This window comes from Azoarcus indigens (assembly GCF_004361735.1).
Taxonomy (GTDB): domain Bacteria; phylum Pseudomonadota; class Gammaproteobacteria; order Burkholderiales; family Rhodocyclaceae; genus Azoarcus; species Azoarcus indigens.
Genome location: NZ_SNVV01000001.1, coordinates 506,468 through 532,180, shown reverse-complemented (window position 1 = coordinate 532,180; position 25,713 = coordinate 506,468). Strand labels below are relative to the sequence as shown.

General features: G+C 68.6%; 27 protein-coding genes and 1 riboswitch. Of the genes, 15 read left to right on the top strand and 12 right to left on the bottom strand.

The features are described 5' to 3' along the window. Positions 1-70: 70 nt before the first annotated feature. Positions 71-1,666 (bottom strand): sigma-54-dependent Fis family transcriptional regulator, encoded by a 1,596-nt coding sequence (locus C7389_RS02530; RefSeq protein WP_211168157.1) that lies wholly within the window; start codon positions 1,664-1,666, stop codon positions 71-73. A 181-nt stretch (positions 1,667-1,847) separates the two neighbouring features. Between C7389_RS02530 and C7389_RS02525 the strand changes: the two genes are divergently transcribed. From C7389_RS02525 to cynS, 5 genes are read left to right on the top strand one after another with little or no spacing between them, the layout of a single operon-like run. Then, positions 1,848-2,567 (top strand): DJ-1/PfpI family protein, encoded by a 720-nt coding sequence (locus C7389_RS02525; RefSeq protein ID WP_133588006.1) that lies wholly within the window; start codon positions 1,848-1,850, stop codon positions 2,565-2,567. A 20-nt stretch (positions 2,568-2,587) separates the two neighbouring features. Beyond that, positions 2,588-3,949 carry a CmpA/NrtA family ABC transporter substrate-binding protein gene (locus C7389_RS02520; RefSeq protein ID WP_133588004.1) on the top strand — a complete coding sequence of 454 codons (1,362 nt, stop codon included), beginning with the start codon at positions 2,588-2,590 and terminating at the stop codon, positions 3,947-3,949. Positions 3,950-3,952: 3 nt separating this feature from the next. After that, complete coding sequence (ntrB, locus tag C7389_RS02515; protein ID WP_133588002.1) at positions 3,953-4,795, top strand: nitrate ABC transporter permease; 843 nt, start codon at positions 3,953-3,955, stop codon at positions 4,793-4,795. A 5-nt stretch (positions 4,796-4,800) separates the two neighbouring features. Continuing rightward, on the top strand, positions 4,801-5,742 hold the full coding sequence (locus C7389_RS02510) for an ABC transporter ATP-binding protein (RefSeq protein ID WP_133588000.1): 942 nt from the start codon (positions 4,801-4,803) through the stop codon (positions 5,740-5,742). A gap of 11 nt (positions 5,743-5,753) precedes the next feature. Continuing rightward, positions 5,754-6,197, top strand: a complete 444-nt coding sequence (gene cynS, locus C7389_RS02505; protein WP_133587998.1) for a cyanase — start codon at positions 5,754-5,756, stop codon at positions 6,195-6,197. 131 nt (positions 6,198-6,328) lie between these two features. Here cynS and C7389_RS02500 read toward each other — a convergent pair whose 3' ends face one another. Continuing rightward, positions 6,329-6,619: a type II toxin-antitoxin system RelE/ParE family toxin gene (locus C7389_RS02500; RefSeq protein ID WP_133587996.1), complete on the bottom strand. Its 291-nt coding sequence runs from the start codon at positions 6,617-6,619 to the stop codon at positions 6,329-6,331. Beyond that, complete coding sequence (locus tag C7389_RS02495; protein ID WP_133587994.1) at positions 6,616-6,918, bottom strand: CopG family ribbon-helix-helix protein; 303 nt, start codon at positions 6,916-6,918, stop codon at positions 6,616-6,618. The genes C7389_RS02500 and C7389_RS02495 overlap by 4 nt, the downstream gene beginning before the upstream one ends. A 147-nt stretch (positions 6,919-7,065) precedes the next feature. Between C7389_RS02495 and C7389_RS02490 the strand changes: the two genes are divergently transcribed. After that, complete coding sequence (locus tag C7389_RS02490; RefSeq protein ID WP_133587992.1) at positions 7,066-8,268, top strand: lytic murein transglycosylase; 1,203 nt, start codon at positions 7,066-7,068, stop codon at positions 8,266-8,268. Here C7389_RS02490 and C7389_RS02485 read toward each other — a convergent pair. Beyond that, a complete protein-coding gene (locus C7389_RS02485) occupies positions 8,237-8,515 on the bottom strand; it encodes a hypothetical protein (RefSeq protein ID WP_133587990.1) in 279 nt (92 codons plus the stop codon). The genes C7389_RS02490 and C7389_RS02485 overlap by 32 nt on opposite strands. A gap of 98 nt (positions 8,516-8,613) precedes the next feature. After that, on the bottom strand, positions 8,614-8,898 hold the full coding sequence (locus C7389_RS02480; RefSeq protein WP_211168156.1) for a hypothetical protein: 285 nt from the start codon (positions 8,896-8,898) through the stop codon (positions 8,614-8,616). Positions 8,899-9,150: 252 nt separating this feature from the next. On the opposite strand from C7389_RS02480, the gene C7389_RS02475 reads away from it, so the two are divergent. The 3 genes from C7389_RS02475 to C7389_RS02465 all read left to right on the top strand — a co-directional run bounded on the left by C7389_RS02475 (position 9,151) and on the right by C7389_RS02465 (position 12,262). Next, a complete protein-coding gene (locus C7389_RS02475; protein WP_133587988.1) occupies positions 9,151-10,035 on the top strand; it encodes a flagellin N-terminal helical domain-containing protein in 885 nt (294 codons plus the stop codon). Between the two features lie 232 nt (positions 10,036-10,267). Beyond that, on the top strand, positions 10,268-11,149 hold the full coding sequence (locus C7389_RS02470; protein WP_133587986.1) for a flagellin N-terminal helical domain-containing protein: 882 nt from the start codon (positions 10,268-10,270) through the stop codon (positions 11,147-11,149). A gap of 120 nt (positions 11,150-11,269) precedes the next feature. Then, a complete protein-coding gene (locus tag C7389_RS02465) occupies positions 11,270-12,262 on the top strand; it encodes a hypothetical protein (RefSeq protein ID WP_133587984.1) in 993 nt (330 codons plus the stop codon). Between the two features lie 429 nt (positions 12,263-12,691). Here C7389_RS02465 and C7389_RS02460 read toward each other — a convergent pair whose 3' ends face one another. From C7389_RS02460 to C7389_RS02430, 7 genes are read right to left on the bottom strand one after another with little or no spacing between them, the layout of a single operon-like run. After that, positions 12,692-14,779: a flagellar biosynthesis protein FlhA gene (locus tag C7389_RS02460; protein WP_133587982.1), complete on the bottom strand. Its 2,088-nt coding sequence runs from the start codon at positions 14,777-14,779 to the stop codon at positions 12,692-12,694. A 13-nt stretch (positions 14,780-14,792) separates the two neighbouring features. Next, a complete protein-coding gene (gene flhB / locus C7389_RS02455; RefSeq protein ID WP_133587980.1) occupies positions 14,793-15,920 on the bottom strand; it encodes a flagellar type III secretion system protein FlhB in 1,128 nt (375 codons plus the stop codon). A gap of 3 nt (positions 15,921-15,923) precedes the next feature. Continuing rightward, a complete protein-coding gene (gene fliR, locus C7389_RS02450; RefSeq protein ID WP_133587978.1) occupies positions 15,924-16,703 on the bottom strand; it encodes a flagellar biosynthetic protein FliR in 780 nt (259 codons plus the stop codon). A gap of 14 nt (positions 16,704-16,717) precedes the next feature. Beyond that, the gene (locus C7389_RS02445; protein WP_133587976.1) at positions 16,718-16,990 is read right to left on the bottom strand and encodes a flagellar biosynthetic protein FliQ; all 273 of its coding nucleotides are present in this window, start codon (positions 16,988-16,990) and stop codon (positions 16,718-16,720) included. Positions 16,991-17,009: 19 nt separating this feature from the next. Then, positions 17,010-17,858, bottom strand: coding sequence for a flagellar type III secretion system pore protein FliP (fliP, locus tag C7389_RS02440; protein ID WP_133587974.1), 849 nt, complete (start codon positions 17,856-17,858; stop codon positions 17,010-17,012). Continuing rightward, positions 17,855-18,226, bottom strand: a complete 372-nt coding sequence (locus C7389_RS02435) for a FliM/FliN family flagellar motor switch protein (RefSeq protein ID WP_133587972.1) — start codon at positions 18,224-18,226, stop codon at positions 17,855-17,857. Before C7389_RS02435 ends, fliP begins: the two co-directional genes overlap by 4 nt. Before the next feature lie 4 nt (positions 18,227-18,230). Further along, on the bottom strand, positions 18,231-19,088 hold the full coding sequence (locus C7389_RS02430; protein WP_133587970.1) for a FliM/FliN family flagellar motor switch protein: 858 nt from the start codon (positions 19,086-19,088) through the stop codon (positions 18,231-18,233). A gap of 387 nt (positions 19,089-19,475) precedes the next feature. Next, positions 19,476-19,576, top strand: a riboswitch (cyclic di-GMP riboswitch). A gap of 565 nt (positions 19,577-20,141) precedes the next feature. Here C7389_RS02430 and fliE point away from each other — a divergent pair. From fliE to C7389_RS02400, 6 genes are read left to right on the top strand one after another with little or no spacing between them, the layout of a single operon-like run. Continuing rightward, positions 20,142-20,495: a flagellar hook-basal body complex protein FliE gene (gene fliE, locus C7389_RS02425; protein WP_246034592.1), complete on the top strand. Its 354-nt coding sequence runs from the start codon at positions 20,142-20,144 to the stop codon at positions 20,493-20,495. A 25-nt stretch (positions 20,496-20,520) separates the two neighbouring features. Further along, positions 20,521-22,233 (top strand): flagellar basal-body MS-ring/collar protein FliF, encoded by a 1,713-nt coding sequence (gene fliF, locus C7389_RS02420; protein WP_133587968.1) that lies wholly within the window; start codon positions 20,521-20,523, stop codon positions 22,231-22,233. Next, the gene (locus tag C7389_RS02415) at positions 22,208-23,236 is read left to right on the top strand and encodes a flagellar motor switch protein FliG (RefSeq protein WP_133587966.1); all 1,029 of its coding nucleotides are present in this window, start codon (positions 22,208-22,210) and stop codon (positions 23,234-23,236) included. The genes fliF and C7389_RS02415 overlap by 26 nt, the downstream gene beginning before the upstream one ends. Then, positions 23,233-23,919 (top strand): flagellar assembly protein FliH, encoded by a 687-nt coding sequence (gene fliH, locus C7389_RS02410; RefSeq protein ID WP_133587964.1) that lies wholly within the window; start codon positions 23,233-23,235, stop codon positions 23,917-23,919. Before C7389_RS02415 ends, fliH begins: the two co-directional genes overlap by 4 nt. Continuing rightward, entirely contained in the window at positions 23,916-25,226 is a 1,311-nt protein-coding gene (gene fliI, locus C7389_RS02405; RefSeq protein WP_133587962.1) for a flagellar protein export ATPase FliI, read from the top strand. Before fliH ends, fliI begins: the two co-directional genes overlap by 4 nt. Then, positions 25,223-25,657 carry a flagellar FliJ family protein gene (locus C7389_RS02400; protein WP_133587960.1) on the top strand — a complete coding sequence of 145 codons (435 nt, stop codon included), beginning with the start codon at positions 25,223-25,225 and terminating at the stop codon, positions 25,655-25,657. The genes fliI and C7389_RS02400 overlap by 4 nt, the downstream gene beginning before the upstream one ends. The last annotated feature ends 56 nt before the right edge of the window (positions 25,658-25,713 follow it).

The following is a 25,713-nucleotide window of genomic DNA, read 5'->3' as shown; positions in this document are numbered from 1 at the left end:
TGGCAAGGGGTGGGGCGGAGCCTGCGTGTACACATTGCGGTGTACACAATTCGAATTGTTTGCCCCAGGCTCAGCCGGGGATGGCCAGGATCTGCATGCGGTATTGCAACTGGCGCAGGCTGAGCCCCAGGCGCTGGGCGGCGGCCGACTTGTTGCCGTGGGTCTCGCGCAGCGCGGCTTCGATGCGTGGGCGCTCGTCTTCGGCGACATAGCGGTAGCCGCGCGGGCCGGCGGGGCGGCGCGCGGGGCTGGCGGCAGGGGGAGAGGCGGGCTCGGCGGCGAGCGCGGCGAGCACGGCTTCGCGGTCCAGCGCTCGGGTATCGGGCTGGAGCAGCACCATGCGCTCGATGACGTTCTGCAACTGGCGTACGTTGCCCGGCCAGGCATAGGCGGCGAGGTCCGCCATGGCCGCCGGCGCCAGGCTGGCGGCGCGCTGATGCTGCTGGTTGAAGCGGTTGAGGAAGTGGCGCACCAGGGCCGGGATGTCGGCCTGGCGGTCGCGCAGCGGCGGCAGCGTCAGTGGCACGACATTGAGGCGGTAGAACAGGTCGAGGCGGAACAGGCCGGCCTGGACCCGGGCCTGCAGGTCCTGGTTGGTGGCGGCGACGATGCGTACGTCCACCGGGCGTTCGCGGTGGCCGCCGAGGCGTTCCACCACGCGCTCCTGCAGCGCCCGCAGCAGTTTGGCCTGCAGTGCCAGCGGCATCTCGCCGATCTCGTCGAGAAACAGGGTACCGCCATCGGCGAGCTCGAATTTGCCCGCGCGGGCGCCGGCGGCGCCGGTGTAGGCGCCTTTCTCGTGGCCGAACAGTTCGGCCTCGAACAGGGTTTCGGGCAAGGCCGCGCAGTTGAGCTTGATGAAGGGGCGGTCGCGGCGGCGCGACATCAGGTGCGCTGCGCGCGCCACCAGTTCCTTGCCGGTGCCGGATTCGCCCAGCAGCAGCAGGGTGGCATCGGTGTCGGCGACGCGTTCGATCTGGCGCAGCGCGGCCAGCAGCGCCGGCGATTCGCCGACGATGCCCGCGGCATGGGCGGTGGCGGCGGCACGCTCCAGCTCTTCTTTCAGCGCGCGGTTCTCGCGTTCCAGCGCGGCGGTGCGGGCGGCGACGTGGCGTTCGAGCTCCAGCAACTGGCCGACGAGGGCGACGAGGATGCCGAGCAGGCGCAGATCCTCGGCCAGACCGCGGTCGCGGCGGCGCAGGCGGTGCACGCCGAGCACGCCGACGACACGGGCGTCGTGCAGCACCGGCAGGGCGATGTAGGCCACCGTCTCCGGCGGCAGGCGGTGGCGCGGCACGGAGCGGAAGAGAAAGCGCGCTTCGGCGTCTACATCCTGGATCACCGCGGCTTCGCCGGTGAGATAGACGCCGCCGGTGACGCCCTCGCCGGGGGCGAACACCCCGGCGGCGGCTTCTTCGCGGGTAAGGCCGTAACTGTGGCGGATGGCGAGGGCGCCGCGGGTTTCGTCCCACAGCACCAGGCGGCCGCGGTTGAGGCCGAGGAATTCGGAGGCGAGGTGGAGGATCTCGCGGATTGCCGGCGCGGGGTCCAGGCTGCGGCCGAGCATGCGCACCGCGCCCTGGATCACCAGCAATTCGTGTTCGGCCCAGCCCTGCGGTCGCGCCGGGGTGGTGCCGGGGCTGGCGGCGGGGCGGTCAGGGCTCAAGGGCGGCTCCGGTGGCAGCGGTGGAACCAGTGTAGCGGTTGCCACCGCCGGCCGCGCCCGCGCCGGCGACCACAGCGTGTAGTGCCAGCACTACAGCAGGATCACGACAGCCACGATACCCAGCCCCGCTTCCCGCCGGCACCATCGCCCCATCGAATGTTGCTGCAAGGGGCGGGCCGTCATGCTGCGCAAGCCGGGTTTCAGACTGGGCGTCTATCTCTTCCGCGACGCCGAGATCGCCGACTACGCCGGCCCCTGCGGCGTGTTCGCCGCCGCCCAGCGCTTCGACCCGGAGCTGCAGGTCTTCATCCTCGCCGAGGGCGCCCGCCCGGTGAGCACCCGCGCCGGCCTCACCGTGCAGCCCGCCTACGCCCTGGCCGAGAACCCGGCGATGGACGCGTTGCTGCTGCCCGGCGGCCCCGGTGTGCGCCAGGAAATGCACAACCGCCGCCTGCACGACTACATCCGCAGCCTGCCGGAGGACTGCCTGCTCGCCAGCGTGGGCACCGGCTCGTGGGTGTATGGCCGCATGGGCCTGCTCGACGGCCTGCCGGCCACCAACCGCAAGGAGCCGGATCGCTACGAGGCCTCCCACCTGGGCAAGACGCCAATAGACCGCCTGGCTGAACTCGCCCCCGGCTGCCGGGTGAGCCATGCGCGGGTGGTGGATGCCGGCCGCCTCGTCACCGCCGGCGGCATGAGCGCCGGCGTGGAGCTGGGCCTGCACCTGCTGCGCCGCGCCGGCTACGACGAAGGCTTCGTGCGCGAAGTGGCGCGCGTCATGGAATACCAGCGCGGCTACGACAGTTACGCCCACGACATCGAATACGCCGCTGGCGCGCCCGCCGCTCAGTCCGCATCCCAGCCCGTTTCCCTTTCCCCGCTGTTGAAGTCCGCCTGAACCTTCACAAGGAGCCCCCCATGTCCGCTTTCCGCAATCCCTTCGATCACCGGGTGCGCCTGCACCGCGGCGGCTGCGCCTGCGGCCGCCACGCCAGCCAGGCCGAGCACGACCATGCCGAGGCGCTGGAAGCGCGCCAGCTGCAGGACCGCGTGGTGGAAGGCGCGGTGATGCGCGCGCTGTTCCCGCAGGACGAGATGCGCCGCGGCTTCCTGCGGGCGGTGGGCGCCGGCACCGCGCTGGCCGCCGTCTCCACCCTGTTCCCGCTGGGGCTGGCGAAGGAGGCCTTCGCCCAGGGCGCCGGCGCGCTGGAGAAGACCAAGCTGAAGGTGGGCTTCATTCCCATCACCTGCGCCACGCCCATCATCATGGCTCACCCGCTGGGCTTCTACTCCAAGTACGGCCTGGACGTGGAAGTGGTGAAGACCGCCGGCTGGGCGGTGATACGCGACAAGGCGCTGGCCAAGGAGTACGACGCCGCCCACATGCTGTCGCCGATGCCGCTGGCCATCTCCACCGGCACCGGCTCCAACCCGATTCCCTGGACCGCGCCGGCGGTGGAGAACATCAACGGCCAGGCCATCACGCTGGCGATGAAGCACAAGGACAAGCGCGATCCCAAGGACTGGAAGGGCTTCAAGTTCGCCGTGCCCTTCGACTACTCGATGCACAACTACCTGCTGCGCTACTACCTGGCGGAGCACGGCCTGGACCCGGACCGCGACGTGCAGATCCGCTCGGTGCCGCCGCCGGAGATGGTGGCCAACCTGCGCGCCGACAACATCGACGGCTTCCTCGCCCCCGACCCGGTGAACCAGCGCGCGGTGTATGACGGCGTCGGCTTCATCCATACCCTGTCGAAGGAGATCTGGGACGGCCACCCCTGCTGCGTGTTCTCCGCCAGCAAGGAGTTCGTCGCCCAGAACCCCAACACCTACCACGCGCTGCTGAAGTCCATCCTCGACGCCACCGCCTACGCCCGCAAGGCCGAGAACCGCAAGGAGATCGCCGCCGCCATCGCCCCGGCCAACTACCTCAACCAGCCGGTGACGGTGGTGGAGCAGGTGCTCACCGGCACCTATGCCGATGGCCTGGGCAACGTGAAGAAGGACCCCAACCGCATCGACTTCGACCCCTTCCCCTACGACAGCTTCGCGGTGTGGATCCTCACCCAGATGAAGCGCTGGGGGCAGCTCAAGGGCGAGGTGGATTACGCCAAGGTGGCGAAGGACGTCTTCCTCGCCACCGACGCCGCCCGCCTGATGAAGGAGCTGGGCATGCCCGCCGCCGATCCGGCCAGGCCCATCGTCGTCATGGGCAAGACCTTCGACCCGAAGCAGCCGGCGGCCTACGTCGACAGCTTCGCCATCAAGCGGAGCTGAGCCATGAGGTCCGCCCGACCCTGGCTGGCGCCGCTGCTGTCGGCGCTCTTCCTCGCGCTGCTCGTCGGCGTCTGGTACCTCGCCACCTACCAGCCGGCCGCCGAGGCCACGGTGGATTCCGAGTACGCCGCCCTGGTCGGGCAGGCCGCCTCCACCGGCGCCAAGTCGGCCATGCCGACGCCGGGCGAGGTCGGCGCCAAGCTGTGGGAGCACCTGTCCGATCCCTTCTACGACCGCGGCACCAACGACAAGGGCATCGGCATCCAGCTGCTTTACTCCATCGGCCGGGTGCTGCTGGGCTTCGGCCTGGCGGCGCTGGTGGCGATTCCGCTGGGCTTCGTGATCGGCATGTCGCCGCTGATCTACAAGGCGCTGGACCCCTTCATCCAGGTGCTGAAGCCGGTGTCGCCGCTGGCCTGGATGCCGCTGGCGCTCTACACCATCAAGGATTCCGGCATCTCCGCCATCTTCGTCATCTTCATCTGCTCGCTGTGGCCGATGCTGGTGAACACCGCCTTCGGCGTCGCCGGCGTGCGCCGCGACTGGCTCAACGTCGCCCGCACGCTGGAGGTGTCGCGGCTGCGCACCGCCTTCCAGGTCATCCTGCCGGCGGCCGCGCCCACCATCATGACCGGCATGCGCATCTCCATCGGCATCGCCTGGCTGGTCATCGTCGCCGCCGAGATGCTGGTCGGCGGCACCGGCATCGGCTACTTCGTGTGGAACGAGTGGAACAACCTCTCCATCGCCAACATCATCAGCGCCATCCTCTTCATCGGCCTGATCGGCATGGCGCTGGACACCTTGCTGGCCCGCCTCGCGCGCGCCGTCACCTACCGGGAATAAGCGCAATGACCCAGCCCTTCCTCAAGGTCGAGGCGCTCGCCAAGCGCTACCCCGGCCCCGCCGGCAAGCCGGCCAACACGGTGTTCGAGAACATCCACTTCGGCATCGCCAAGGGCGAGTTCGCCTGCATCGTCGGCCACTCCGGCTGCGGCAAGACCACCATCCTCAACGTGCTCGCCGGCCTGGACGAGGCCAGCGAGGGCGTCGTCATCATGGATGGCCGCGAGGTGCGCGGCCCCTCGCTGGACCGCGGCGTGGTGTTCCAGGGCCATGCGCTGCTGCCCTGGCTGAGCACGCTGAAGAACGTGGAGTTCGGCGTGCGCTCGCGCTGGCCGCAATGGACGCCCAAGCAGATCGAGGCGCACAGCATCCGCTACCTGGAGATGGTCGGCCTCGGCCATGCGCTGCACAAGAAGCCGGCGGAGCTTTCCGGCGGCATGAAGCAGCGGGTGGGCATCGCCCGCGCCTTCGCCATCCAGCCCAAGATGCTGCTGCTGGACGAACCCTTCGGCGCGCTGGACGCGCTCACCCGCGGCACCATCCAGGACGAGCTGCTCGCCATCGTCCAGGCCACCCACCAGACGGTGTTCATGATCACCCACGATGTAGACGAAGCCATCCTGCTCGCCGACAAGGTGCTGCTGATGAGCAACGGCCCCCACGCCCGCATCGCCGAGATCGTGGACATCACCATGCCGCGCGACCGCAGCCGCGCCACCATCCACCACGATCCGCAGTACTACCGCATCCGCAATCACCTGGTGGATTTCCTGGTGAACCGCTCGCGCGACTACGCCGCCGGCGCGCCCGCCGCTGCCGCCCACGACCCGCGCAATCCGCCGTTGGTCCGCCCCGGCCTGGAGGGCGGCGCCGAGGTGCTCCCGCTTCCCGCCGGCGCGGCGCCCGCCGCGCCACAGCTCAAACCCGTGTCATCCGCATCCGCCTGAAGGAGACTCCCATGACCCGCAACGAAGTCACCGCCCTGATCCTCGAATCCAAGCTCAAGAACAAATTCACCTGGGCCCAGCTGGCCGAGATCGTCGGCCAGAGCAAGGAGTGGTCTACCGCCGCGCTGCTCGGCCAGATGACCCTCACCGAGACCCAGGCCAATGCCGTCGGCGCCGCGCTGGAACTGCCGGAGGCCGCCATCGCCCAGCTGCAGGTGGTGCCCTACAAGGGCTCGCTGCCCACCGCCGTGCCCACCGACCCGCTGATCTACCGCTTCTATGAACTCATCAGCGTGTACGGCACCACCTTCAAGGAGCTGATCCACGAGGAATTCGGCGACGGCATCATGAGCGCCATCGACTTCAAGATGGACCTGCAGCGCGAGCCCGACCCCAAGGGCGACCGGGTGAGCATCACCATGAGCGGCAAGTTCCTGCCGTACAAGACGTATTGATGAAGCACTTCCCTTCGCGCCTGCCCGGAGAAGGGCAGGGCGAGGGGCGCCCCCGGTGCATCGGGATGAAACGCCGCACTTCCCGTGCGGCGTTTTTTCTTCCGCTTGAGGTTCGCCGCAAACCGTCCGGACTAGAAATTGTCCTCTTCCCGCTGATGCCGCAGCGCCAGCACCAGCGCGATGTCCGCCGCTTCGTCGTAGCTGTACAGCGCGAGGTAGCCGGACTGGCCGCGGGAGATCACCAGCTCGCGCAGCCCCTGCGGCAGCGGGCGGCCGATGCGGGGGTGGCGGGTGAGGATGGCCAGAGCGTCGAGGATGAGGTCCACCGTGTCGACGGCGGTGCTGGCGTCGGCTTCCAGCAGGAAGTCGGTGAGGCGCTCCAGGTCGTCGGCTGCCTCGGGTGCGAGCAGCCAGCGGGTCATGCGTCGCTGTCGTCCCGGGGCAGCAGGGCCTGCGGCGCGGGCCGGGTGGCAGCCTTGCCGCGGGCGCGCTGGCGCAGGTAGTCGGCGAAGGCGGGGCCCTCGATGGCGCTGCCGCTGGCTTCCACTTGCGCGCGGGCCTGCAGGGCGCGGGCGACGAAGGCATCGTGCGCGGCGGCGCGCTCCAGCTCGCGGTCTATGGCCTTGACCATCAGCGCATGCGGCGTCACCCCCTGGCGGGCGGCGGCTTCCTGCAGGCGCTGGCGGGTTGCTTCGTCCAGCTTCACGGACAGGTTGGGCATGGCGGGGTCTCCTCTAGGTGTTGAAATGGTACTACCGGGTTGCTGAGGTGCTCAACGCGCCTGTGCGCGCAGCCATCATCACCGCGCTTGTATCCGTATCTCTCCAACGGTCGTCCCCGCCTGCCCCGGCCATTAAAATGCCGCCCCATGAACGCCAAGATACTGAGCCTCGCGCTGGCGGCCGCCTGCCTGCCGTTTTCCACTCCGGCTGCCGCGGCCGACGAGTTTTCCGAATGCCTTGCCCGCCTGCGCGGCGAAGCACCCGCCAAGGGCGTCACCGCCGCCACCTTCGATACTGCCACCGCCGCGCTGCAGCCAGACATGGCGGTGATCGGCCTGCTGGACGCCCAGCCTGAGTTCGTCACCCCGATCTGGGATTACCTCGCCGCCCTGGTGGACGAGGAGCGGGTGGCCGACGGCCGCGCCATGCTGGCGCAATGGCAAGCGGTGCTGGCGCGGGTGGAGGCGGAGTACGGCGTCGATCCGGCCACGGTGGTGGCGGTATGGGGCGTGGAGAGCAATTACGGGCGCAACTTCGGCAGCCGTTCGCTGCTCACCTCGCTGTCCACCCTGTCCTGCTTCGGCCGCCGCCAGCCTTATTTCCGCGGCGAGTTCTTCGCCACCATGAAGATCATGCAGGACGAGCACATGGCGCCGGAGCGCCTGGTCGGCTCCTGGGCGGGCGCCTTCGGCCACACCCAGTTCATGCCTTCCACCTACCTGCGGCTGGCGGTGGATTTCGACGGCGACGGCCGCCGCGACCTGGTGGACAGCGTGCCGGACGCGCTGGCCTCCACCGCCAACTACCTGCGCAAGTCCAACTGGCAGCCGGGCCAGGGCTGGGGCTTCGAGGTGAAGCTGCCGGCCGGGCTGGACACTTCCGGCGCCGGCCGGCGCAACAAGAAGCCGATGTCGGAGTGGGCGGCGCGCGGCCTGCGCCAGGTGGATGGCAGCGCGCTGCCGGCGGGCGCGACGCCGGCCGGCCTGCTGCTGCCGGCGGGGCCGCAGGGGCCGGCCTTCCTCGTCACCCGCAACTTCGACGCCATCTATTCCTACAACGCTGCCGAGAGCTACGCGCTGGCCATCGCCCATCTGTCGGACCGTCTGCGCGGCGGCCAGCCCTTCGCCACGCCGTGGCCGACCGATGATGCCGGCCTGTCGCGCGCCGAGCGGCGCGAACTGCAGACCTTGCTGATCGCCCGCGGCTACGACATCGGCAACCCGGACGGGATGATAGGCGCGCGCACCCGCGAGGCCATCCAGGCCGTACAGCGCGAGCTGGGCCTGGAGGCGGACGGGCGCGCGGGGCAGAAGATCCTTACTGCGCTGCGCCGTTCACCGCATCGCTGACGCACTTCTTGACGAAGCTGGTCTTGGCGGCGCCGGCCAGCTTCTTCTCGGTGGCGCTGGCGGAGCACAGGGTGTTGGCGTCCTTCTCGCACTTTTTCAGGAAGCTGCTGCGCGCGGCGCCGGCGAGTTTCTTCTCGTCGGCGCGCGCCATGCAGGCCCCTGCGGGCGCATCGGCTGCGTAGGCGGCGGTGGCGAACAGGCCGCTGCCGATCACGGCGGCGGCAAGCAGGGCGGGCAATGTACGCATCTTGTTTTCTCTCCTGGGACGGGCCCGGACGGGCCGCGTTTCCCAGTCTAGAAGCGGCCGCGGCGGCTAGCCATCATGCGCCGCGGCACGTTGTGCGCTTACGACAAGGATTGCCGCAGCGCATGCTCCGCATCGTCTGCAGCCATTGCGGCGCGGCGTTCGGCCAGGGTGCGCTCACCCCAGCGGCGGGGGTTGCCGCACATCCAGCAGCTGCACGGCGCCGGCGTACGGGCGCGCACGGCCGCGTAGCGCTGGCGCTCGGCCTCTGCCAGGCGCCAGCTGGGCGGCAAGGGGTTCTGGCAGGCGCGTCTCAGCCAGCGGGCCTTGAGGCGGGCGAGGTGATGACGGCGCAGCGCCCGTGTTCGTTTTCGCTCGTTTTCCATGATGCTCTCCGATTGCGGCCGGCACCCGGTGCGGGGCCGGCCATGCGTATCGGAAAGCCGCCCGCCGGCTGATTGCAGCACAGCCGGCGGGCGTGGAAGAAGTGGGGGTAGCGCTGCATGCAGAAGCCTGAGTGTTGGGTGGTGAGGTGGTTGATACGGCGTCGATTTAAGTCCGCCGTCTGGCGGGTCGCCTTCGGAAGGGGAGGGCGCCAGCATTATGCCCCCGCCACCAAACCGCCAGGAGTACTTGTCATGCTTAGCCTACACACCAATGCCGCCGCGCTCTCCACGACTGCCGCCGTTGGCAGCAACCAGAAGGCGCTGTCCACCTCGATGACCCGCCTGGGTACCGGCTACCGGATCAACTCGGCGATGGACGATGCCGCCGGCCTGCAGATCGCGACTCGTCTCGAAGCGCAGACGCGCGGCATGTCGGTCGCGATGCGCAACACCCAGAACGGCATCTCGATGATGCAGGTTGCCGAAGGCGCCTTCGAGGAAGTGACCAACATCCTGATGCGGATGAAGGACCTGGCGACTGAATCGGCCACCGCGTCGGCCACCGACGACGACCGCACCGCGATGCAGTCCGAGTTCGACGCCCTGGGCTCCGAACTGGCCAACATCATCAAGAACACCTCCTTCGGTGGCGAGAAGCTGTTCAGCAGCGGCACCACACTGGACGGCACCGGCGGCAAGCTTTCCGACGCGTTGACCTTCCAGATCGGCGCCACCTCCGATGAAACCATGGAAGTAGATACCTCCACCGCGCTGGGCGACCTCGCCACCGCGCTGGCCGACATCAGCACCATGTTCGCCGCCACCCCGACCGCCGGCACCGAGATCAGCGCCGCCACCGACGCCAACACGATGATCGACACCATCGCCGACGCGCTGGACGACGTCGGTTCCCTGCGCTCCCAGCTGGGCGCGGCGTCCAACCGGCTGGACCATGTCTACAACAACCTGTCGAACATGAGCACCAACACGACGGAAGCGCGCAGCCGGATCATGGACGTGGATTACGCCAGCGAAACCGCCAACATGACCAGCAAGCAACTGCTGATGCAGGCCAGCACCTCGATGCTGAAGCAGAGCAGCAGCATGTCCCAGCTGGTGCTGAGCCTGATGCAGTAAGTCTGCGCGGGCCTCCGGCGGCAAGCTGGATGTCATGGCAGCACACGGAAAGACGGTCGCCACGGCGGCCGTCTTTTTTTGCATCCGTCGCCCGCCGCACAGCGTGAACTAAGGTCGGCTCCGGGCGCTCTTTTCGCGCAATCCGGCTTAAGTCCGCAGGCCGCGGGGTCGCCTTGTATCAGTGAGGGCGAGCAGCAGGCGCCCGTCACCAACCCAGCCAGGAGTACTTGCCATGCTTAGCCTACACACCAATGCCGCCGCGCTGTCGACGACTGCTGCCGTTGGCAGCAACCAGAAGGCGCTGTCCACCTCGATGACCCGCCTGGGTACCGGCTACCGGATCAACTCGGCGATGGACGATGCCGCCGGCCTGCAGATCGCGACTCGTCTCGAAGCGCAGACGCGCGGCATGTCGGTCGCGATGCGCAACACCCAGAATGGCATCTCGATGATGCAGGTTGCCGAAGGCGCCTTCGAGGAAGTGACCAACATCCTGATGCGGATGAAGGACCTGGCGACTGAATCGGCCACCGCGTCGGCCACCGACGACGACCGCACCGCGATGCAGTCCGAGTTCGACGCCTTGGGCTCCGAACTGGCCAACATCATCGGCAACACCTCCTTCGGCGGCGAGAAGCTGTTCGGCGCCGTCGGCGGCCCGGACGGCAAGCTGTCCGCCGCGCTGACCTTCCAGATCGGCGCCACCTCCGACGAGACCATGGAAGTGGACACCTCTACCGCCCTCACTGGCCTGGATACCGCGCTGGGCGGCATCAGCGCCTATTACAACGCCACCGCGCCCACCGCCATCGGCACCGAGATCGACGACGCCACCGCGGCCAACGGCATGATCGACACCATCGCCGATGCGCTGGACGACGTGGGTGAGCTGCGCTCCCAGCTGGGCGCGGCGTCCAACCGGCTGGACCATGTCTACAACAACTTGTCGAACATGAGCACCAACACGACGGAAGCGCGCAGCCGGATCATGGACGTGGATTACGCCAGCGAAACCGCCAACATGACCAGCAAGCAACTGCTGATGCAGGCCAGCACCTCGATGCTGAAGCAAAGCAGCAGCATGTCCCAGCTGGTGCTGAGCCTGATGCAGTAAGCGCTCGGCGCTTTGCGGCCCCGCGCCGGCGGGGCCGTCGAAGGCAGAGCCGACCGCAGCCGCGGGCGGCTTTTTTTTCGCACGCGGCGCGTGTGCGGAATGCAAGTGGAGGGCTAGAAGATGAGCGTGGGACGGGTTGCAGCGGTCGTCCACACCCAGGCCATACATCCCCATGGCGGCAACGCAGCGAGGTCGCTACCCAATGCCGGCGACACCTTGCGGCTGACCTTCGCCGAGACGCTGGGCGACGATCTGCTCGCGCATACCGAGGATGGGCTGTCCCTGCGTCTGGGCGGTCTGGGCCGCCTCAGCCGGGACCTCGCCCCGGGTGACGTGCTGATGTTGAAAGTGCTCTCCACCGCGCCGCGGCTGGAGCTGGAGCTGTTCGGCAACCTCGGCGCACGCGGCGGCGCGGCGGCTACGCCGGCGGCGAACGCCGAGCCGGCGGCCATGCGGCTGGATCAGGCCGCGCTGCGGCAGATCTCCTGGCATGTGCCGGACCCGGCAATGCTGGCCCAGGGCTGGCGCCACCTGGTGCTGGGCGTGGCCATGGACGAACCGCTGGCGCGGGCGCAGCTTGCCGGCATGCAGTCCATGTTCGCCCCCGCAGCCGGCCTGGCCGACACCACCCCGAACGTGCCGCCGGCCCAGGTGGAGCGCTGGATCTTCCCGGTGTTCGCCTGGGGCGGCGTGCCGGCGATGCTGCGGGTGCTGCCGGTGGAAGAGGAGGAGGGCACGCCGCCGCGACGGCGGCTGCGCACTTATGCGCTGCGGCTGGAACTGGTACTGCCCGGCCTGGGCCATGTGGTGATCCAGGTGCAGGGCGGCGGAGGCGGCGTGCAGCTCAGCCTGGGGGTGGAGCGCCGGGAAGGCATGCCGACCGTGCGCGACGCGCTGCCGGCCATCGCCACCGCCATGGCCAGCGCTGACCTGAGGTTGCTGAAGGTGGCGCTGATGCACGGCCAGCCACCGATCACCGTGCCCTCGCTGGCTGGCCTGTCCCCCGGCACCGCGGCCGCGGCGCTGGCCCCCGGCCTGTTCCGGGCTGCGGCGGAAGTGGCGGTGGTGCTGCTGGGCTGCGCGATGGCGAAGGACAATCGCGCGCGGGCGTGAGCGGATGGAGGGGGAAGGTCCTTGTTTTTCCTTCCTTTTCCTTGCTGCCTGGCAGGGGAGGAGAGGAAGAGCCGGGATCGCTGCACGCAGCCGCCCCTGCGGGGCGCCCCCTCTCCCGGCCTTTCCGCGCGTGGCACGGGGCGCACCGGCGCCGGTGGCATGTGGCACTGGCGCTGCGAACCGGCTTGGCTGCTTGCCTCCCGCCGCGAGAGCCTCAAGCCCGGGGGGCCACTCCAGTCCCCAGTCCTGCAAACAGATGCAGCTCGTCGAAGAAACGTCGCGGGGATGCAAATGCAGCGGTTCTCTCCCGCAGAGGCAGCGGTTTTCTCTCCCCTCGCGGCAGAGGGGCCGGGGGAGAGGGGGAAAGGCCCTCATCCCCGGCGCAGCGGTTCTTGCTGATCCCCCTCAAGCCAGCGCCGTACCTCGAACTCACCCCAGCGAGCCCACGATGCTCACCTCCCGCTGCTCGGGAATCTCGTTGTAGGACAGCACATGCAGCCCCGGCGCGAACAGCCGCGCGTAGCGCGCCAGCAGCGGGCGAACCTGCGGCATCACCAGCAGCAGCGGCGGGGTGCCCTGCTGCTTCATCTGTTCCCGCGCCAGCGGCATGTTGCTCTGCAGCTGGGCGAGCAGGTTGGGGTCTATCGGGAAGTTGTCCAGCGCCACCTTGCCGGCCTGGCGGGCCTGGTTCAGCGAACCCAGCAGCATGTTCTCCAACTCGCCGCCGAGGTTGAAGGCCTTCATCTCGCCGCTGTTGCCGACGATGCCGGCGACGATCTGGCGGCGCAGGGTGCAGCGCACCTCGGCGGCGAGCAGGATGGGCTCCTTGGTCGCCTCGGCGTTCTCCAGCAGCGTGGTGGCGATGGGCACGATGTCCTTCAGCGACACGTTCTCCGCCAGCAGGGTGCGGAACACCTTGAGCAGCTGGCTGTGGCTGAGCGCCTTCTCCAGCGCGCCGGAGAGCTTGGGCGCCAGCGCCGCCAGCCGCTCCATCAGCGCCGGCACGTCCTCATGCCGCAGCAGCTCCGGCAGGTTGTCGCGCATCACCTTGGAGAGGTGGGTGGCGATCACGCTGGCGCCGTCCACCACCTGGTAGCCCATGCCCAGCGCATGGGCCTTGTCCTGCGCGGCGATCCACACCACCGCCATGCCGTAGGCCGGGTCCATGCCGGGAATGCCATCCACCTCGCCGTAAACCTGTGGCGAGGGAATCGCCATCAGGCGGTCGGCCAGGATCTCGCCCTGGGCGACCGTGGTGCCGGAGAGCTGGATGGCGTACTGGCTGGGCTTGAGGGCGAGGTCGTCGCGTATCGCCACCGGCGGCAGCAGGATGCCCAGGGTCTCGCTCAGGGTCTGGCGCACGCCCTTCACCCGGCGCGACAGCGGCGCGTCATGTGCCTGGTCGATCAGGCCGACCAGCTTGTAGCCCACCGCCACCGCCAGCGGTTCGACGAAGGGCAGGGCGCGCCAGTCCAGCTCCGGCGGGCGTTCCGCCACCAGCGCGGTTTCCACCGCCTCCATGTCTGCCGGCGCGGGCCGTGGCCCTAGCTTGCTCACTCGCCAGGCGACGAAGGCGAGCACCGCGGCGAAGGTGAGGAAGGTCGCCCAGGGCATGCCGGGGATGACGCCCAGCGCCAGCATCAGCGCGGCGGCGGCGTACAGCACCTGGGGCGAGGCCAGCAGCTGGGTGCCCAGTTGCTGTTCGAAGTCGCCGGCGTCGCTGACGCGGGTGACGATGATGGCCGCCGCGGCCGACAGCAGCAGCGCCGGGATCTGCGCCACCAGGCCGTCGCCGATGGTGAGCAGCGAGTACAGCCGGAAGGAGTCGCCCAGCGACAGGTCGTACATCAGCGCGCCGATGGCGATGCCGCCGACCATGTTGATGAGCAGGATGAGGATGCCGGCGATGGCGTCGCCGCGCACGAACTTGGAGGCGCCGTCCATGGCGCCGTAGAAGTCCGCCTCGGCCGCCACCTCGCGCCGCCGCGCCTGCGCCTTCTCCTGGTTGATGAGGCCGGCGTTGAGGTCGGCGTCGATCGCCATCTGCTTGCCCGGCAGCGCATCCAGGGTGAAGCGGGCGGACACCTCGGAGATGCGCTCGGCCCCCTTGGTGACGACGACGAAGTTGATGATCATCAGGATGACGAACACCACCAGGCCGACGACGAAGTTGCCGCCTATCACCACATGGCCGAAGGCCTCGATGACCTGGCCGGCGGCGTGGGTGCCTTCGTGGCCGTGCAGCAGCACCACCCGGGTGGAAGCCACGTTCAGCGCCAGCCGCAGCAGCGTGGTGGCGAGGATCACCGTGGGGAACACCGAGAAGTCCAGCGGCCGCTTGGCGGTCACGCTCACCAGCACGATGATCAGCGCCATCACGATGTTGAAGGTGAACAACACGTCCAGCACCACCGGCGGCAGCGGCAGGATGAGCATCGCCAGCAGGGCGAGCAGGAACAGCGGCGCGACGATGCGGTAGCGGCGCAGGTCGGCGAGGAGGCGGGTGAGGTAGCTCATGGCGTGAACGTCTTCAGCTCAGATGCGTGGGAACGGCCAGGTCGCCGGGCAGCAAGGGCTCGCCGGCGCGCTGGCCGCCGCGGAAAGCCTTCAGCTGCAGCACATAGGTCAGCACCTGCGCCACCGCCTTGTAGAGCGGCGCCGGAATCTGCTGATGGACCTGGCTGGTGTTGTAGATGGCGCGCGCCAGCGGCGGCAGCGGAACGACTTCCACCCCGTGCTCGGCGGCCACCGTGCGGATGTAGAGCGCCATCTCGTCCACCCCCTTGGCGACGACGAAGGGCGCTTCGGCGCGGCGTTCGTCGTATTTCAGGGCAACGGCGTAGTGCTCCGGGTTCACGATGACCACGTCGGCGGTCGGCACGGCTTTGCGCACGCTGCGGCGGGCCATCTGCATCTGCAGCTGGCGCACGCGCTGGCGCACTTCCGGCCGGCCCTCGCTGGTCTTGTGTTCTTCCTTGAGGTCGCGCTTGCTCATGCGCTGCTCGCGCAGGAACACCAGGCGCTGCACCGGCAGATCGATGAGGGCGAAGACGACGAAGACGGCGCACATCGCCAGGATGCCGTTGCTCATCAGCCCCATGCCGTGGATCAGCGCCTGGTCCAGCGACTGCGACTGCAGGTGCAGGAAGGCCGCCATGCTGCTGCGGGTGACGTGGTAGAGCACCGCGGCGATGGTGGCCGCCTTCAGCGCGGTGGTGATCACCTCCACCACATGCTTGGGCTTGAACAGCCGCTTCGCATAGCCCAGCGGATTCAGGCGCTCCAGCTTGGGCTGCAAGTTCTTGGCGCTGAGCACCCAGCCGCCGGGGAATACCGAGGCCAGCGACACCAGCAGCGGAATCAGCGTCAGCGGCACCACCATCTTCAGCAGCAGGAGCAGCGCCGCGCTGAAGGCGTTGGACCAGACGTTGTCGATGGCGCTGCCATCGCCGGAGAGGTCGGCGAAGCCCTGGCGCAGCAGCATGCGGAAATCCTCCAGCCAGCCGGGTGCCAGCAGCATCACCAGCTGCAGGCTGATGAGCAGGCCGACGGCGGTGGCCCAGTCGCGCGAGCGTGCCACCTGGCCTTGCTCGCGCGTCTTGCGCAGCTTCTGCGGCGTGGCTTTTTCCGTCTTCTCGCCGGTGGATTGCTCGGCCATCGCTCAGCGCCCCATGCTGTAGGTGAGCATTTCCAGCACTCGCTCTGTCATGCGGATGTAGTGCGCCGGAATGAAGCGCACCAGGTAGGCCAGCATGAACACGCCGAACACCACCACCATGGAGAAGCCGAGGGAGAACAGGTTGAAGGCCGGCGCCACCCGGTTGAGGAAGCCGAAGCCCAGCTGCACCACGAAGGCGGAGAACACGATGGGCACCGCCAGCAGCAGCGCGGCGGAGAACACCCAGGCCACCGCGTGCGCCAGCGTCTCCAGCGGCTGGCCGACGAAGGCCGCCAGCCCGCCGCCCACCGGCCAGGCCTGGAAGCTGGCGCCGAGCACGCCGGTGAGCACCAGGTGGCCGTCGATGGAGAAGAACACCAGCGCCACCAGGATGTAGAGCAGGGTGGAGACGACGTCGGACGAGGTGCCGTTCATCGGGTCGTTCATCAGCGCCATCGCCAGGCCCATTTGCGAGGCGATGAGGTAGCCCAGCACCATGACGATGGCGACGGTGAGGTGGAAGGCGAGGCCGAGCGCGAAGCCGATCAGCGCCTGTTCGGCGGTGGCCACCACCGCCGCCAGCGAGATGGCCTCCAGCCCCACCGGCGCCTGCACCGCCGGCAGCAACACCACCGCCAGCACCAGCGACAGCAGCACGCGCACGCTGATGGGCACCATGTTCTCGCCTATCATCGGCGCCGCGCTGAGCAGGGCCAGCGTGCGGCAGAAGGGCCACCACAGCGCGCCCAGCGCCTGCACCATCTGCCCCATCACCAGTTCCATCGCCGCTCCGGGGCCTAGCCGACCAGCAGCGCCGCGCGTTGGAACACCGACACGCAGAAGTCCATCAGCGCGCCGGTGAGCCAGTGCCCCATCAGCATGATGGCGAGCAGGGTGACCAGCAGGCGCGGCAGGAAGCTCATCGTCTGCTCGTTGATCTGGGTGGCGGCTTGGAACAGCGCCACCAGCAGGCCGACGATGAGGCCGGGGCCGATCAGCAGCAGCACCATCAGCATGACCAGCCGCAGGCTCTCACCGACGAGGTCGGTGGCGATGTCTGGCGTCAGCATGTCCGGCCTCGGGCGCGCATCAGGACACCATCCTCACGCTGGTCACCAGCGTGTTCACCGTCAGCGTCCAGCCATCCACCAGCACGAACAGCAGCAGCTTGAGCGGCAGCGAGATGACGAGAGGCGACAGCATCATCATGCCCATCGCCATCAGCACGGATGACACCACCAGGTCGATGACGAGGAAGGGGATGAACAGCATGCAGCCGATCTGGAAGGCGGTTTTCAGCTCGCTCAGCACGAAGGCGGCGAGCTTGACGGTGAAGGCGTGGGCCGCCGGATCGGCCACCTCGCCTTCGCCCGCCAGGTGGGAGATCTGCGCCAGCGCGCTCTTGCTCGTCTGCGCCAGCATGAAGCGGGACAGCGGCGCCTCGGCGATCTTCAGCGCTTCCTGCAGGCCGATGCGGTCTTCGTCGTAGGGCACGAAGGCGTTCAGCCAGACGTGTTCGCCGATGGGCCGCATCACCAGCAGGGTGAGGATGAGGGCGACGCCGGTGATGATGCGGTTGGGCAGGCCCTGCTGCAGGCCCAGCGCCTGGCGCAGCAGCGACAGCACGATGACGAAGCGGGCGAAGCTGGTCATCATCAGCGCCAGCACGGGCAGTAGCCCGAGCAGCGTCATCAGGATGAGGACCTGGGTCTTCACCGTGAAATCGGTGGTGTTGCCCTGGGTCGTGGTGCCGATGATGGGCACCGAGGCCGCCGCCGCGAATTGCGGCAGCAGCGCGAGCGCCAGTGTTGCCGCGCAGGCGAACAGTGCCGGCAGGCGGGAAGCAGGCGCGGCGGATGAGGCCGCCGGCGGTTCCGGCGCCAGCGCTTGCGGAATGGCCAGCCGCGGCGCAGCGCCGGCGGGCGGGAGCCGCGTCATGGGGCCAGCGTGCCCAGGTCGAGATCGGTGAGTTCCACCACCTTGAGGCCGTAGTTCTCGCCCGCAACCACCACTTCGGCGCGGCCTATCGGCGTGCCGTTCACCTTGATCACCAGCGGCTCGCCGGCGATGGTGTCCAGCTCCAGCACGCTGTCCTGGCCCAGCTCCATCAGGTCCTGCAGCGACACGCGGGCGGCGCCGACTTCAAGCGTCACCGTCACCGGGATCTTGCGCATCATCTGCGCCATGTCGCGCCGCGGGCGGGCCGGCGCGGGCGCCGGGCGGTTCTCCGCTTCGGCCCCGCTCTCGGCGTCCTCGCCGAAATCTTCCAGCAGCTTGTCCATCTCGACGTTGTCGGTGAGTTCCATGTGATTACTCCACATCTTCGAAAGAGGTCAGGCAGAGCTTGCCCTTGTGTTCCGCCACCGCGGCGCGGAACAGCAGGGCGTTGCCGATGAGGACTTCGGTGGGGCCCAGCTGCATCGGAATCACGTCGCCCACGCGTGCATCCAGCAGCGTGCCCAGCGGCAGCTCCTTTTCCAGCAGGCGGGCAATCAGCACCAGCGGCAGGCGGGCGGCCAGCGGCTGGCGCGGAAGCTTGCCCGGCCGGGTACGCTCGGCGGCCGGCGCAACGCCGCGCAGGATGCGGCTCATCCAGGTCTCATCCAGCGCGAACAGCAGTTCGCCGGAGATGCCGTGGCCAGGTTCGACCAGTTCGGCGCGCAGCAGCCAGGTGCGCTCCACCGGCGGCGTCAGCGAGATCTCCGCCGGCTCGCCGCCTTCCGTGCTCCAGCTGTTGTCCGCGCCCGGCAACAGGGCCACCCGCTGCGCCAGGGTGGCCACGAACTGCTTGCCCAGCATGCCGCACAGCCGCTCCTCGGTCGCCGTCTCCGGCTGCGCTTCACCCTCGGCCTCCGGCACGCTGGCGGCGCCGTAGCGGTAGGCCAGGATGCTGAGCAGCAGCCGGCGGTCCATCGAGAAGGCGACGCGGCCGGCGCCATGGTCGAACACCCGCCACCGCTGCGTAGGCAGGGCAGGCGTCTGCGCCAGTTGGACCTTGCCGACCTGGAAACTCGCCCGGTAACGGCGGTTGAGCCGGGTCCGCAGCAACTCGGCGAGGTCGTCCCGGAACAGCGCGGTGAACTTGCCCAGCAGGTGCACCGGCCGGCCCAGGCTGCACGGGTCCAGTACTGGATGTTGATGGGTGGCGATGGGGGGCGTGGTGTTCATGCTCGTCGGTAATGACCTGCCGTTTTGGACCTGCCGTTGACGGGGCGTCTCGCGTGATGTCTACGCAATGCGGCGGAGCGATACTTGGAGTTCGGTTGGAGTTCGGTTGGAATTCGGCGCGATTCTATACGCACGAATTCGGATTTGGATCGAATTTCAATAACGGACAATTAAATATAATGCGTGTTCTGTAAAAATGGGATGAAATTGAAGGAGAAGTGGAAGATTAAAAAAGCAGGGTGCGGAAGTTGACAGTTTTATGAACCTGACTGGTGCTGTTCACGATTCGCGTGATTCAAATTGGTGCGTCATGGTGCACTGCGTCGGAAATGCAAAAAAACTTGCTTCTTTGCTTGACGGGATGTGTAAGCGTCATGTAATTTGAAGATACAACTTGGGCACACCCGCACGAAAGGCGGGGTCGCAAAGCTTCCGGTCTAACATCCTTCCGCGGCATGCGGGCGGGTCAAGATAGCGGGGTTGCCGGACTTGAGCCACCGTCTTGGCTTACTTCAAATCCATTGATTATCAAGGATTTGATGGCTTTCAAGTCTGTCATTCCGCCGTTCTGGCGAAGCTGAGGCCTCTCCGCGTGCGTGTGCTCCCCGATGGGATCGCAGGGCTCACGACAAGGAAAGCGTCATGAAACCACCCGGATACACTTGATGTTCGCATCGGTGCTGCGCTGACTTCGCGCGGCAGGGCTCATGCCGTCCGGTTTATTGCCCTGCGGTCAATTCACGGTTTGTTATTGCGATTTGAATCGCGGATGTTGCACGGAATGATTATTCCGCGCAGGGGGATTTCTTGCGCTTCAATTCCCGAGCACGATGCGCGATTGTTTTTTCCTGAATGGGATGGAATTGCAGATTTGCTTTTCTAACGATTCTCTAACATTGATTCAATATATCTCCCGATTCACTTCGCGACTCAATATGATCATGCCCTCGATTGATGCCTTCGGTATAAGGCGACCATCCGCGGATTTCCTTAAACGCCTTTCTTAATTTGTCTGCCGCCGGCTTTTTCATTGTGCCGGCACAGGAGAGATCAATGCAGTTGGGACTGGATGCGGTACTCCGCGCCGAGGCCGCCCGGATGGGGGCCGACGCTGCAGGCATTGCCGGCGGGCTGGCCCTGCCGGTGCTCAAGCCCGCGATGCCTGCCGGCTTCGGCTCGGCTTCCGAGGTGAATTTCGCCGATGTGATGTGGCAGGCGGTGCGCGGGGTGGACGATCAGTCCCGCATCGCCGGCGAGCGTGCCGAGGCGGTGGATAGCGGCGCCAGCGACGACCTCGTCGGCGCCATGTTGTCCAGCCAGGAGGCCAGCCTGTCTTTTTCCATGCTGATGCAGGTGCGCAACAAGGTGGTGGGCGCGGTGGACGAGCTCATCAAGCTGCAGCTTTGACCCCACTACCCCTGGACAAGCAACCGTGATTGCCTCCCTCAAACCCGTACTCTCCCGCCTCAGGCCGGCCGGCGCCGTGCCGGTGCTGTCGCCCGCGCTGCTGCGCGGCCTGGTGCCGCTGGTGGCGTTGGCGGTGGGCGTGACCGCGCTGGTGCTGATGTTCATGTGGCGCGACCAGTCCAGCTACAAGCCGGTGTTCGGCCACGGTGAAAAGGTCGCGGTGGCCGACATGATGGTGGCGCTGGACGCCGCCGGCGTGGCCTACCGCCTGCATCCCGAGACCGGCCAGGTGCTGGTGCCTGAAGGCCGCCTCGGCGAGGTGCGCATGATGCTCGCCGGCAAGGGCGTGACCGCCCAGCTGCCCGCCGGCCTGGAGCTGATGGACCGCAACGATCCGCTGGGCGTCAGCCAGTTCGTGCAGGACGTGCGCTTCCGCCGCGGCCTGGAGGGCGAGCTGGCGCAGAGCATCGCCACGCTGGACGCGGTGTCCGCCGCGCGGGTGCACCTGTCCATCGCCAAATCCTCCTCCTTCGTCGTCAGCGACGGCAGCAAGAGCTCCGCTTCGGTGGTGGTCACGCTGAAGCCGGGGCGGCAACTGGCGGCGGAGCAGATCGCCGCCATCATCAAGCTGGTGGCCGACAGCGCCGCCGGGCTGGACCCGCAGCGCGTCAGCCTGGTGGACCAGAGCGGCCGGTTGCTGTCCGCCCAGGTGGACCTCAGCGACGGCTTCGATCCCAGCCAGGGCAGCGAGGCGGCGCGCCGCTTCCAGGACGAGACCCGCCGCAGCGTGCGCGACCTGCTGGCGCCGGTGCTGGGCGAGGACAACTACCGCGTCAGCGTCACCGCCGAAGTGGACAACGACCGCGTGCAGGAAACCCACGAGCGCTACGGTGACACGCCGCGCATCACCAACGAGGCGATGCGCGAGGAAAGCGGCCGCGATCCGCTGGCGGTCGGCGTGCCTGGGTCGCTCAGCAACCGGCCGGTCGCGGTGCAGGGCAACCCGCCGCAGAACCAGAACGGCCAGAACGGCGCGCCGGAGGCCAGCACCGCGCAGAAGAACGCCACCACCCGCCAGTACGCCTACGACCGCAGCATCACCCAGATCCAGCGCAGCCGCGGCCGGCTGGAGAAGCTAAACGTGGCGGTGGTGCTCAATGCCGCGGCGGCGCCGGGCGGGGCCGGCTGGACGCAGGAATCCCTGGCCGACGTGGAGCGTCTGCTGCGCAGCGGCCTCGGCATCAACGCCCAGCGCGGCGACACCCTGGCGGTGTCGGCGATGGCCTTCCCGGCGGCGCCGGAAGCGCTGCCCTGGTGGCAGGAGCGCGACAACGTCATCGACGCCACCAACTACTTGCTGTACGCGCTGGGCGCGCTGCTGGCCTTCTTCCTCGTCGTCCGCCCGCTGCTGCGGCTGGCGCAGCAGCGCTGGGCGCCGCCGATCAACACGCTGCCGGAAGTCGACGTGACGCCGGAACCGGCCGCGCTGGCCGCGCCCGAAGGCGCAGCGGCAGCCGCCCTGGCCGGCAGCACCGCCATTCCGCTGGCAGGGCCGGCCGGTGCCGGTGGCATGCCGGTGCGGCCGCTGCTGGAGGACTACGACCTGCCGCCGCCGGGGTCGCCGGTGGATGTGATGGTCGATCACCTGAAGGTGCTCGCCGGCAAGGAGCCGGAGCGCGTCGCCGAAGTCGTCAAACAATGGGTGCAGAATCATGGCCGATCCGAACAAGCCGGGTGAGCTGGTCGTTCCCGGGAAGCCGAGCCCGCTGGAGCAGGCGGCCATCGTGCTGCTGAGCATGGGCGAGGAGCCCGCCGCCGCGGTGCTGCGCTGCTTCTCCCGCGAGGAGCTGCTGGAGGTCACCCAGGTGATGTCGCGCATGAGCGGCATCAAGGTGGAGACGGTCAAGCACTCGCTGCAGTCCTTCTTCGACGACTACCGCGAGCAGAGCGGGGTGCATGGCGCCTCGCGTTCCTACCTCAAGCGCTCGCTGGATCTGGCGCTGGGCGCCGACATCGCCAACAGCGTGCTCAACACCATCTACGGCGACGCCATACGGCCCAAGATGGCGCGGCTGCAGTGGGCTTCGCCCAAGTGGCTGGCCGAGCGCATCGTGCATGAGCATGTGCGCATGCAGGCGGTATTCCTCGCCTTCCTGCCGCCGGCGCTGGCCGGCGACGTGGTGGATGCGCTGCCGGAAGAGAGCCGCGACCTGGTACTGCTCAACGTCGCCCGCCTGAACGAGATCGACCGCGAGCTGCTGGAAGAACTGGACGAGGTGGTGGACCGCTGCCTCGAAAGCCTGGGCCTGCAGAGCGCCAGCGTGGAAGGCGTGCGCCAGGCGGCGGAGATCCTCAACCGCCTGCCGGGCAACCGCCAGCAGATGGTGGAGCTGCTGCGGGCGCGCGATCCGGAGGTGGTGTCGGAGATCGAGGTCAGCATGTACGACTTCTTTATCCTCTCCCGCCAGAGCGAAGCCAACATCATCCGCATCATCGAAGAGGTGCCGCTGGAGCAGTGGGCCATCGCCCTCAAGGGCGCCGAGCCGGCGGTGCGCAACGCGGTGCTGCAGTCCATGCCGCGCCGGCAGGCGCAGACCTTCGAGGACACCATGCGCCGCATGGGCCCGGTGCCCATCAGCCGCATCGAGCAGACGCGGCGCGAGATCATGGACGCGGTGAAGGGGCTGGCGGATGCCGGCGAAATCGAGATCCAGCTGTTCGCCGAGGCGGTGGTGGAATGAAAGGCTACCGCCTGCACCGCTTCCCGCCGCTGTCGCAGCTCGGCAGCAGCGCGGCGCCCGGCGGCTCCGTCGCCGACATCCAGGCCGCGCTCGCCGAGGGCTTCCAGCAGGGCATGGAGCGCGGCTACCGCGAGGGCCACGGCAGCGGTCTTGCCCAGGGCCTGGAGGAAGGTCGCGCCCAGGGCCGGGAAGAGGGGCTGCGCAGCGGCAGGGATGAAGCGATGCGGGCGGTGCGCGCCGATTTCGAGCGCCTGGCGGCGCCGCTGGAGGCGATGCTGGAAAGCCTCAGGCACCTGCAGGCGGATTACCAGTCCGCGCTGCGCAAGGAAGTCGTCGAGCTGGTGGGCAAGGTCGCCCGCCAGGTGATCCGCTGCGAACTGGCGCTGCAGCCGGTGCAGATGCTGGCGCTGGTGGACGAGACGCTGGCGACCATGCCGCCGGCACGCGAGGGCGTGGAGGTCTTCCTCAACCCGGAAGAGCTGCTGCGTATCAAGGAGCTGGACCCGGAGCGGGCGGCGCGCTGGCAGCTGATTGCCGATCCGCGGCTGGAGCCGGGCGAATGCCGCATCAAGGCCGACGGCCGCGAAGCCGACGCCGGCTGCCGGCAGCGCCTGGCCGCCTGCATGGAGCAGGTTTCCAGCCAGCTGCTGCCGGCCAGCGAAGATGGCGAGGTGGCCGCATGATAGGCGAGGCCCTGCGGCGGCTGGAGCTGGAGGCGGTGCCGGTGGCGACCCCCACCGGCCGCCTGGTGGGCGCCTCCGGGCTGCTGCTGGAAAGCGTCGGCTGTCCACTGCAGACCGGCCAGCGCTGCCGCATCGAAACCGCCTGCGGCGAGTGGATTGCCGCCGAGGCGGTGGGTTTCCGCAACGAAATCTCCTACCTCATGCCCTACAAGCGGCCGGACGGGTTGGCCACCGGCGCCCGGGTGCTGCCGGCCGCCGAGCAGTCCGGCCCCAGCATCGGCCCGGCCTGGCTGGGGCGCATCGTCAATGGCCTGGGCGAGCCCATGGACGGCCTCGGCCGCCTCAGCGGCGAGCATGTACTGGAGCCGCGCCCGCCCCGCGTCAATCCGTTGAAGAAGCGGCCGGTGCGCGAGCCGCTGGACGTGGGCGTGCGCGCCATCGATGGCGTGCTGACCCTGGGCAAGGGTCAGCGCGTTGGCCTGATGGCCGGCTCCGGCGTCGGCAAGAGCGTGCTGCTCGGCCTCATCACCCGCCAGATCGTCGCCGACGTGGTGGTGGTCGGGCTGATCGGCGAGCGCAGCCGCGAGGTGCGCGAGTTCATCGACCTCTCCCTCGGCCCGGCCGGGCTGGCGCGCGCCATCGTGGTGGTGGCGCCGGCGGACGAATCGCCGCTGATGCGCCTCAAGGCCACCGAGCTGTGCCACACCATCGCCGCCCATTTCCGCGACCAGGGCGGCGATGTGCTGCTGCTGGTGGATTCGCTCACCCGCTACGCCATGGCGCGGCGCGAAGTGGCGCTGGCGCTGGGCGAGCCGCCGGCCACCCGTGGCTATCCGCCCTCGGTGTTCAGCCTGCTGCCGCAGCTGGTGGAAAGCGCCGGCAACGGCGAGAACGAGCACGGCAGCATGAGCGCCATCTACACCGTGCTGGCCGAGGGCGACGACCAGCAGGACCCGGTGGTGGACACCGCCCGCGCCATCCTCGACGGCCACATCGTGCTGTCGCGCGAGCTGGCCGAGCGCGGCCACTACCCGGCCATCGACATTGCCGCCTCCATCAGCCGCTGCATGGCCCTGGTGGCCAGCCAGTCGCACCAGAAGGCCGCCCGCGCGCTGAAGGAGATGGCGGCGCGCTACGCCCAGGTGCGCGACCTGCTGCCGCTGGGCGCCTACGTGCCCGGCGCCGATCCGGCCACCGACCGCGCGGTGACGCTGTACCCCGCGATCGAAGAGTTCCTGCGCCAGGGCACGCATGAAGCGGCGCCGCTGGCGGCAACCCGCGCCCGTCTCGAGGAGTTGATGGCATGAGCATGGTCAAGCCCTTGGACAGCCTGAAGCGGCTGGTCGAACTGCGCAGCCGCGAGGTCGACCGCCTGAGTGCCGACATGGCGAGCCGGCAGGGCGAGCGCGCCCGCTACCTGGGCAACCTGGAGCGGCTGGAGCAGCTGCGCGCCGGCGCCGGCGCCAGCGGCCTCGCCAGCCCGGCGCTGGCGCTCAACTGCGCCGACTACAAGCAGGCGGTCACCGCCATCGCCGCTGCCCACCGCGAAGACCTGGCGTTGCACGAGGCCGACATGGCGCTGGCGCAGCAGGCGCTGATCGCCGCCGCCCGCCGCCACGAGGTGCTGGACCAGGTGCATGCGCGCAAGCATGGCGAGGCGCAGCGCCAGGCGCGTGCCGGCGAACAGAAGCAGCAGGACGACCTGGCCGCCCAGGTGTGGCTGCGGGGCCAGCCATGAGCCGCGCATATCGCCGATTTCAGTCGCAAGGGCAAGTGGTCGCCTTATCCAAGGCA

Excerpts from the sequence above, each read along its gene's own strand:
- C7389_RS02525 (WP_133588006.1), top strand. The coding sequence starts at position 1,848 with ATGCTGCGCAAGCCGGGTTTCAGACTGGGCGTCTATCTCTTCCGCGAC.
- C7389_RS02520 (WP_133588004.1), top strand. The coding sequence starts at position 2,588 with ATGTCCGCTTTCCGCAATCCCTTCGATCACCGGGTGCGCCTGCACCGC.
- ntrB (WP_133588002.1), top strand. The coding sequence starts at position 3,953 with ATGAGGTCCGCCCGACCCTGGCTGGCGCCGCTGCTGTCGGCGCTCTTC.
- C7389_RS02510 (WP_133588000.1), top strand. The coding sequence starts at position 4,801 with ATGACCCAGCCCTTCCTCAAGGTCGAGGCGCTCGCCAAGCGCTACCCC.
- cynS (WP_133587998.1), top strand. The coding sequence starts at position 5,754 with ATGACCCGCAACGAAGTCACCGCCCTGATCCTCGAATCCAAGCTCAAG.
- C7389_RS02500 (WP_133587996.1), bottom strand. The coding sequence starts at position 6,619 with ATGACCCGCTGGCTGCTCGCACCCGAGGCAGCCGACGACCTGGAGCGC.
- C7389_RS02495 (WP_133587994.1), bottom strand. The coding sequence starts at position 6,918 with ATGCCCAACCTGTCCGTGAAGCTGGACGAAGCAACCCGCCAGCGCCTG.
- C7389_RS02490 (WP_133587992.1), top strand. The coding sequence starts at position 7,066 with ATGAACGCCAAGATACTGAGCCTCGCGCTGGCGGCCGCCTGCCTGCCG.
- C7389_RS02485 (WP_133587990.1), bottom strand. The coding sequence starts at position 8,515 with ATGCGTACATTGCCCGCCCTGCTTGCCGCCGCCGTGATCGGCAGCGGC.
- C7389_RS02480 (WP_211168156.1), bottom strand. The coding sequence starts at position 8,898 with ATGGAAAACGAGCGAAAACGAACACGGGCGCTGCGCCGTCATCACCTC.
- C7389_RS02475 (WP_133587988.1), top strand. The coding sequence starts at position 9,151 with ATGCTTAGCCTACACACCAATGCCGCCGCGCTCTCCACGACTGCCGCC.
- C7389_RS02470 (WP_133587986.1), top strand. The coding sequence starts at position 10,268 with ATGCTTAGCCTACACACCAATGCCGCCGCGCTGTCGACGACTGCTGCC.
- C7389_RS02465 (WP_133587984.1), top strand. The coding sequence starts at position 11,270 with ATGAGCGTGGGACGGGTTGCAGCGGTCGTCCACACCCAGGCCATACAT.
- C7389_RS02460 (WP_133587982.1), bottom strand. The coding sequence starts at position 14,779 with ATGAGCTACCTCACCCGCCTCCTCGCCGACCTGCGCCGCTACCGCATC.
- flhB (WP_133587980.1), bottom strand. The coding sequence starts at position 15,920 with ATGGCCGAGCAATCCACCGGCGAGAAGACGGAAAAAGCCACGCCGCAG.
- fliR (WP_133587978.1), bottom strand. The coding sequence starts at position 16,703 with ATGGAACTGGTGATGGGGCAGATGGTGCAGGCGCTGGGCGCGCTGTGG.
- C7389_RS02445 (WP_133587976.1), bottom strand. The coding sequence starts at position 16,990 with ATGCTGACGCCAGACATCGCCACCGACCTCGTCGGTGAGAGCCTGCGG.
- fliP (WP_133587974.1), bottom strand. The coding sequence starts at position 17,858 with ATGACGCGGCTCCCGCCCGCCGGCGCTGCGCCGCGGCTGGCCATTCCG.
- C7389_RS02435 (WP_133587972.1), bottom strand. The coding sequence starts at position 18,226 with ATGGAACTCACCGACAACGTCGAGATGGACAAGCTGCTGGAAGATTTC.
- C7389_RS02430 (WP_133587970.1), bottom strand. The coding sequence starts at position 19,088 with ATGAACACCACGCCCCCCATCGCCACCCATCAACATCCAGTACTGGAC.
- fliE (WP_246034592.1), top strand. The coding sequence starts at position 20,142 with ATGCAGTTGGGACTGGATGCGGTACTCCGCGCCGAGGCCGCCCGGATG.
- C7389_RS02415 (WP_133587966.1), top strand. The coding sequence starts at position 22,208 with ATGGCCGATCCGAACAAGCCGGGTGAGCTGGTCGTTCCCGGGAAGCCG.
- fliH (WP_133587964.1), top strand. The coding sequence starts at position 23,233 with ATGAAAGGCTACCGCCTGCACCGCTTCCCGCCGCTGTCGCAGCTCGGC.
- fliI (WP_133587962.1), top strand. The coding sequence starts at position 23,916 with ATGATAGGCGAGGCCCTGCGGCGGCTGGAGCTGGAGGCGGTGCCGGTG.
- C7389_RS02400 (WP_133587960.1), top strand. The coding sequence starts at position 25,223 with ATGAGCATGGTCAAGCCCTTGGACAGCCTGAAGCGGCTGGTCGAACTG.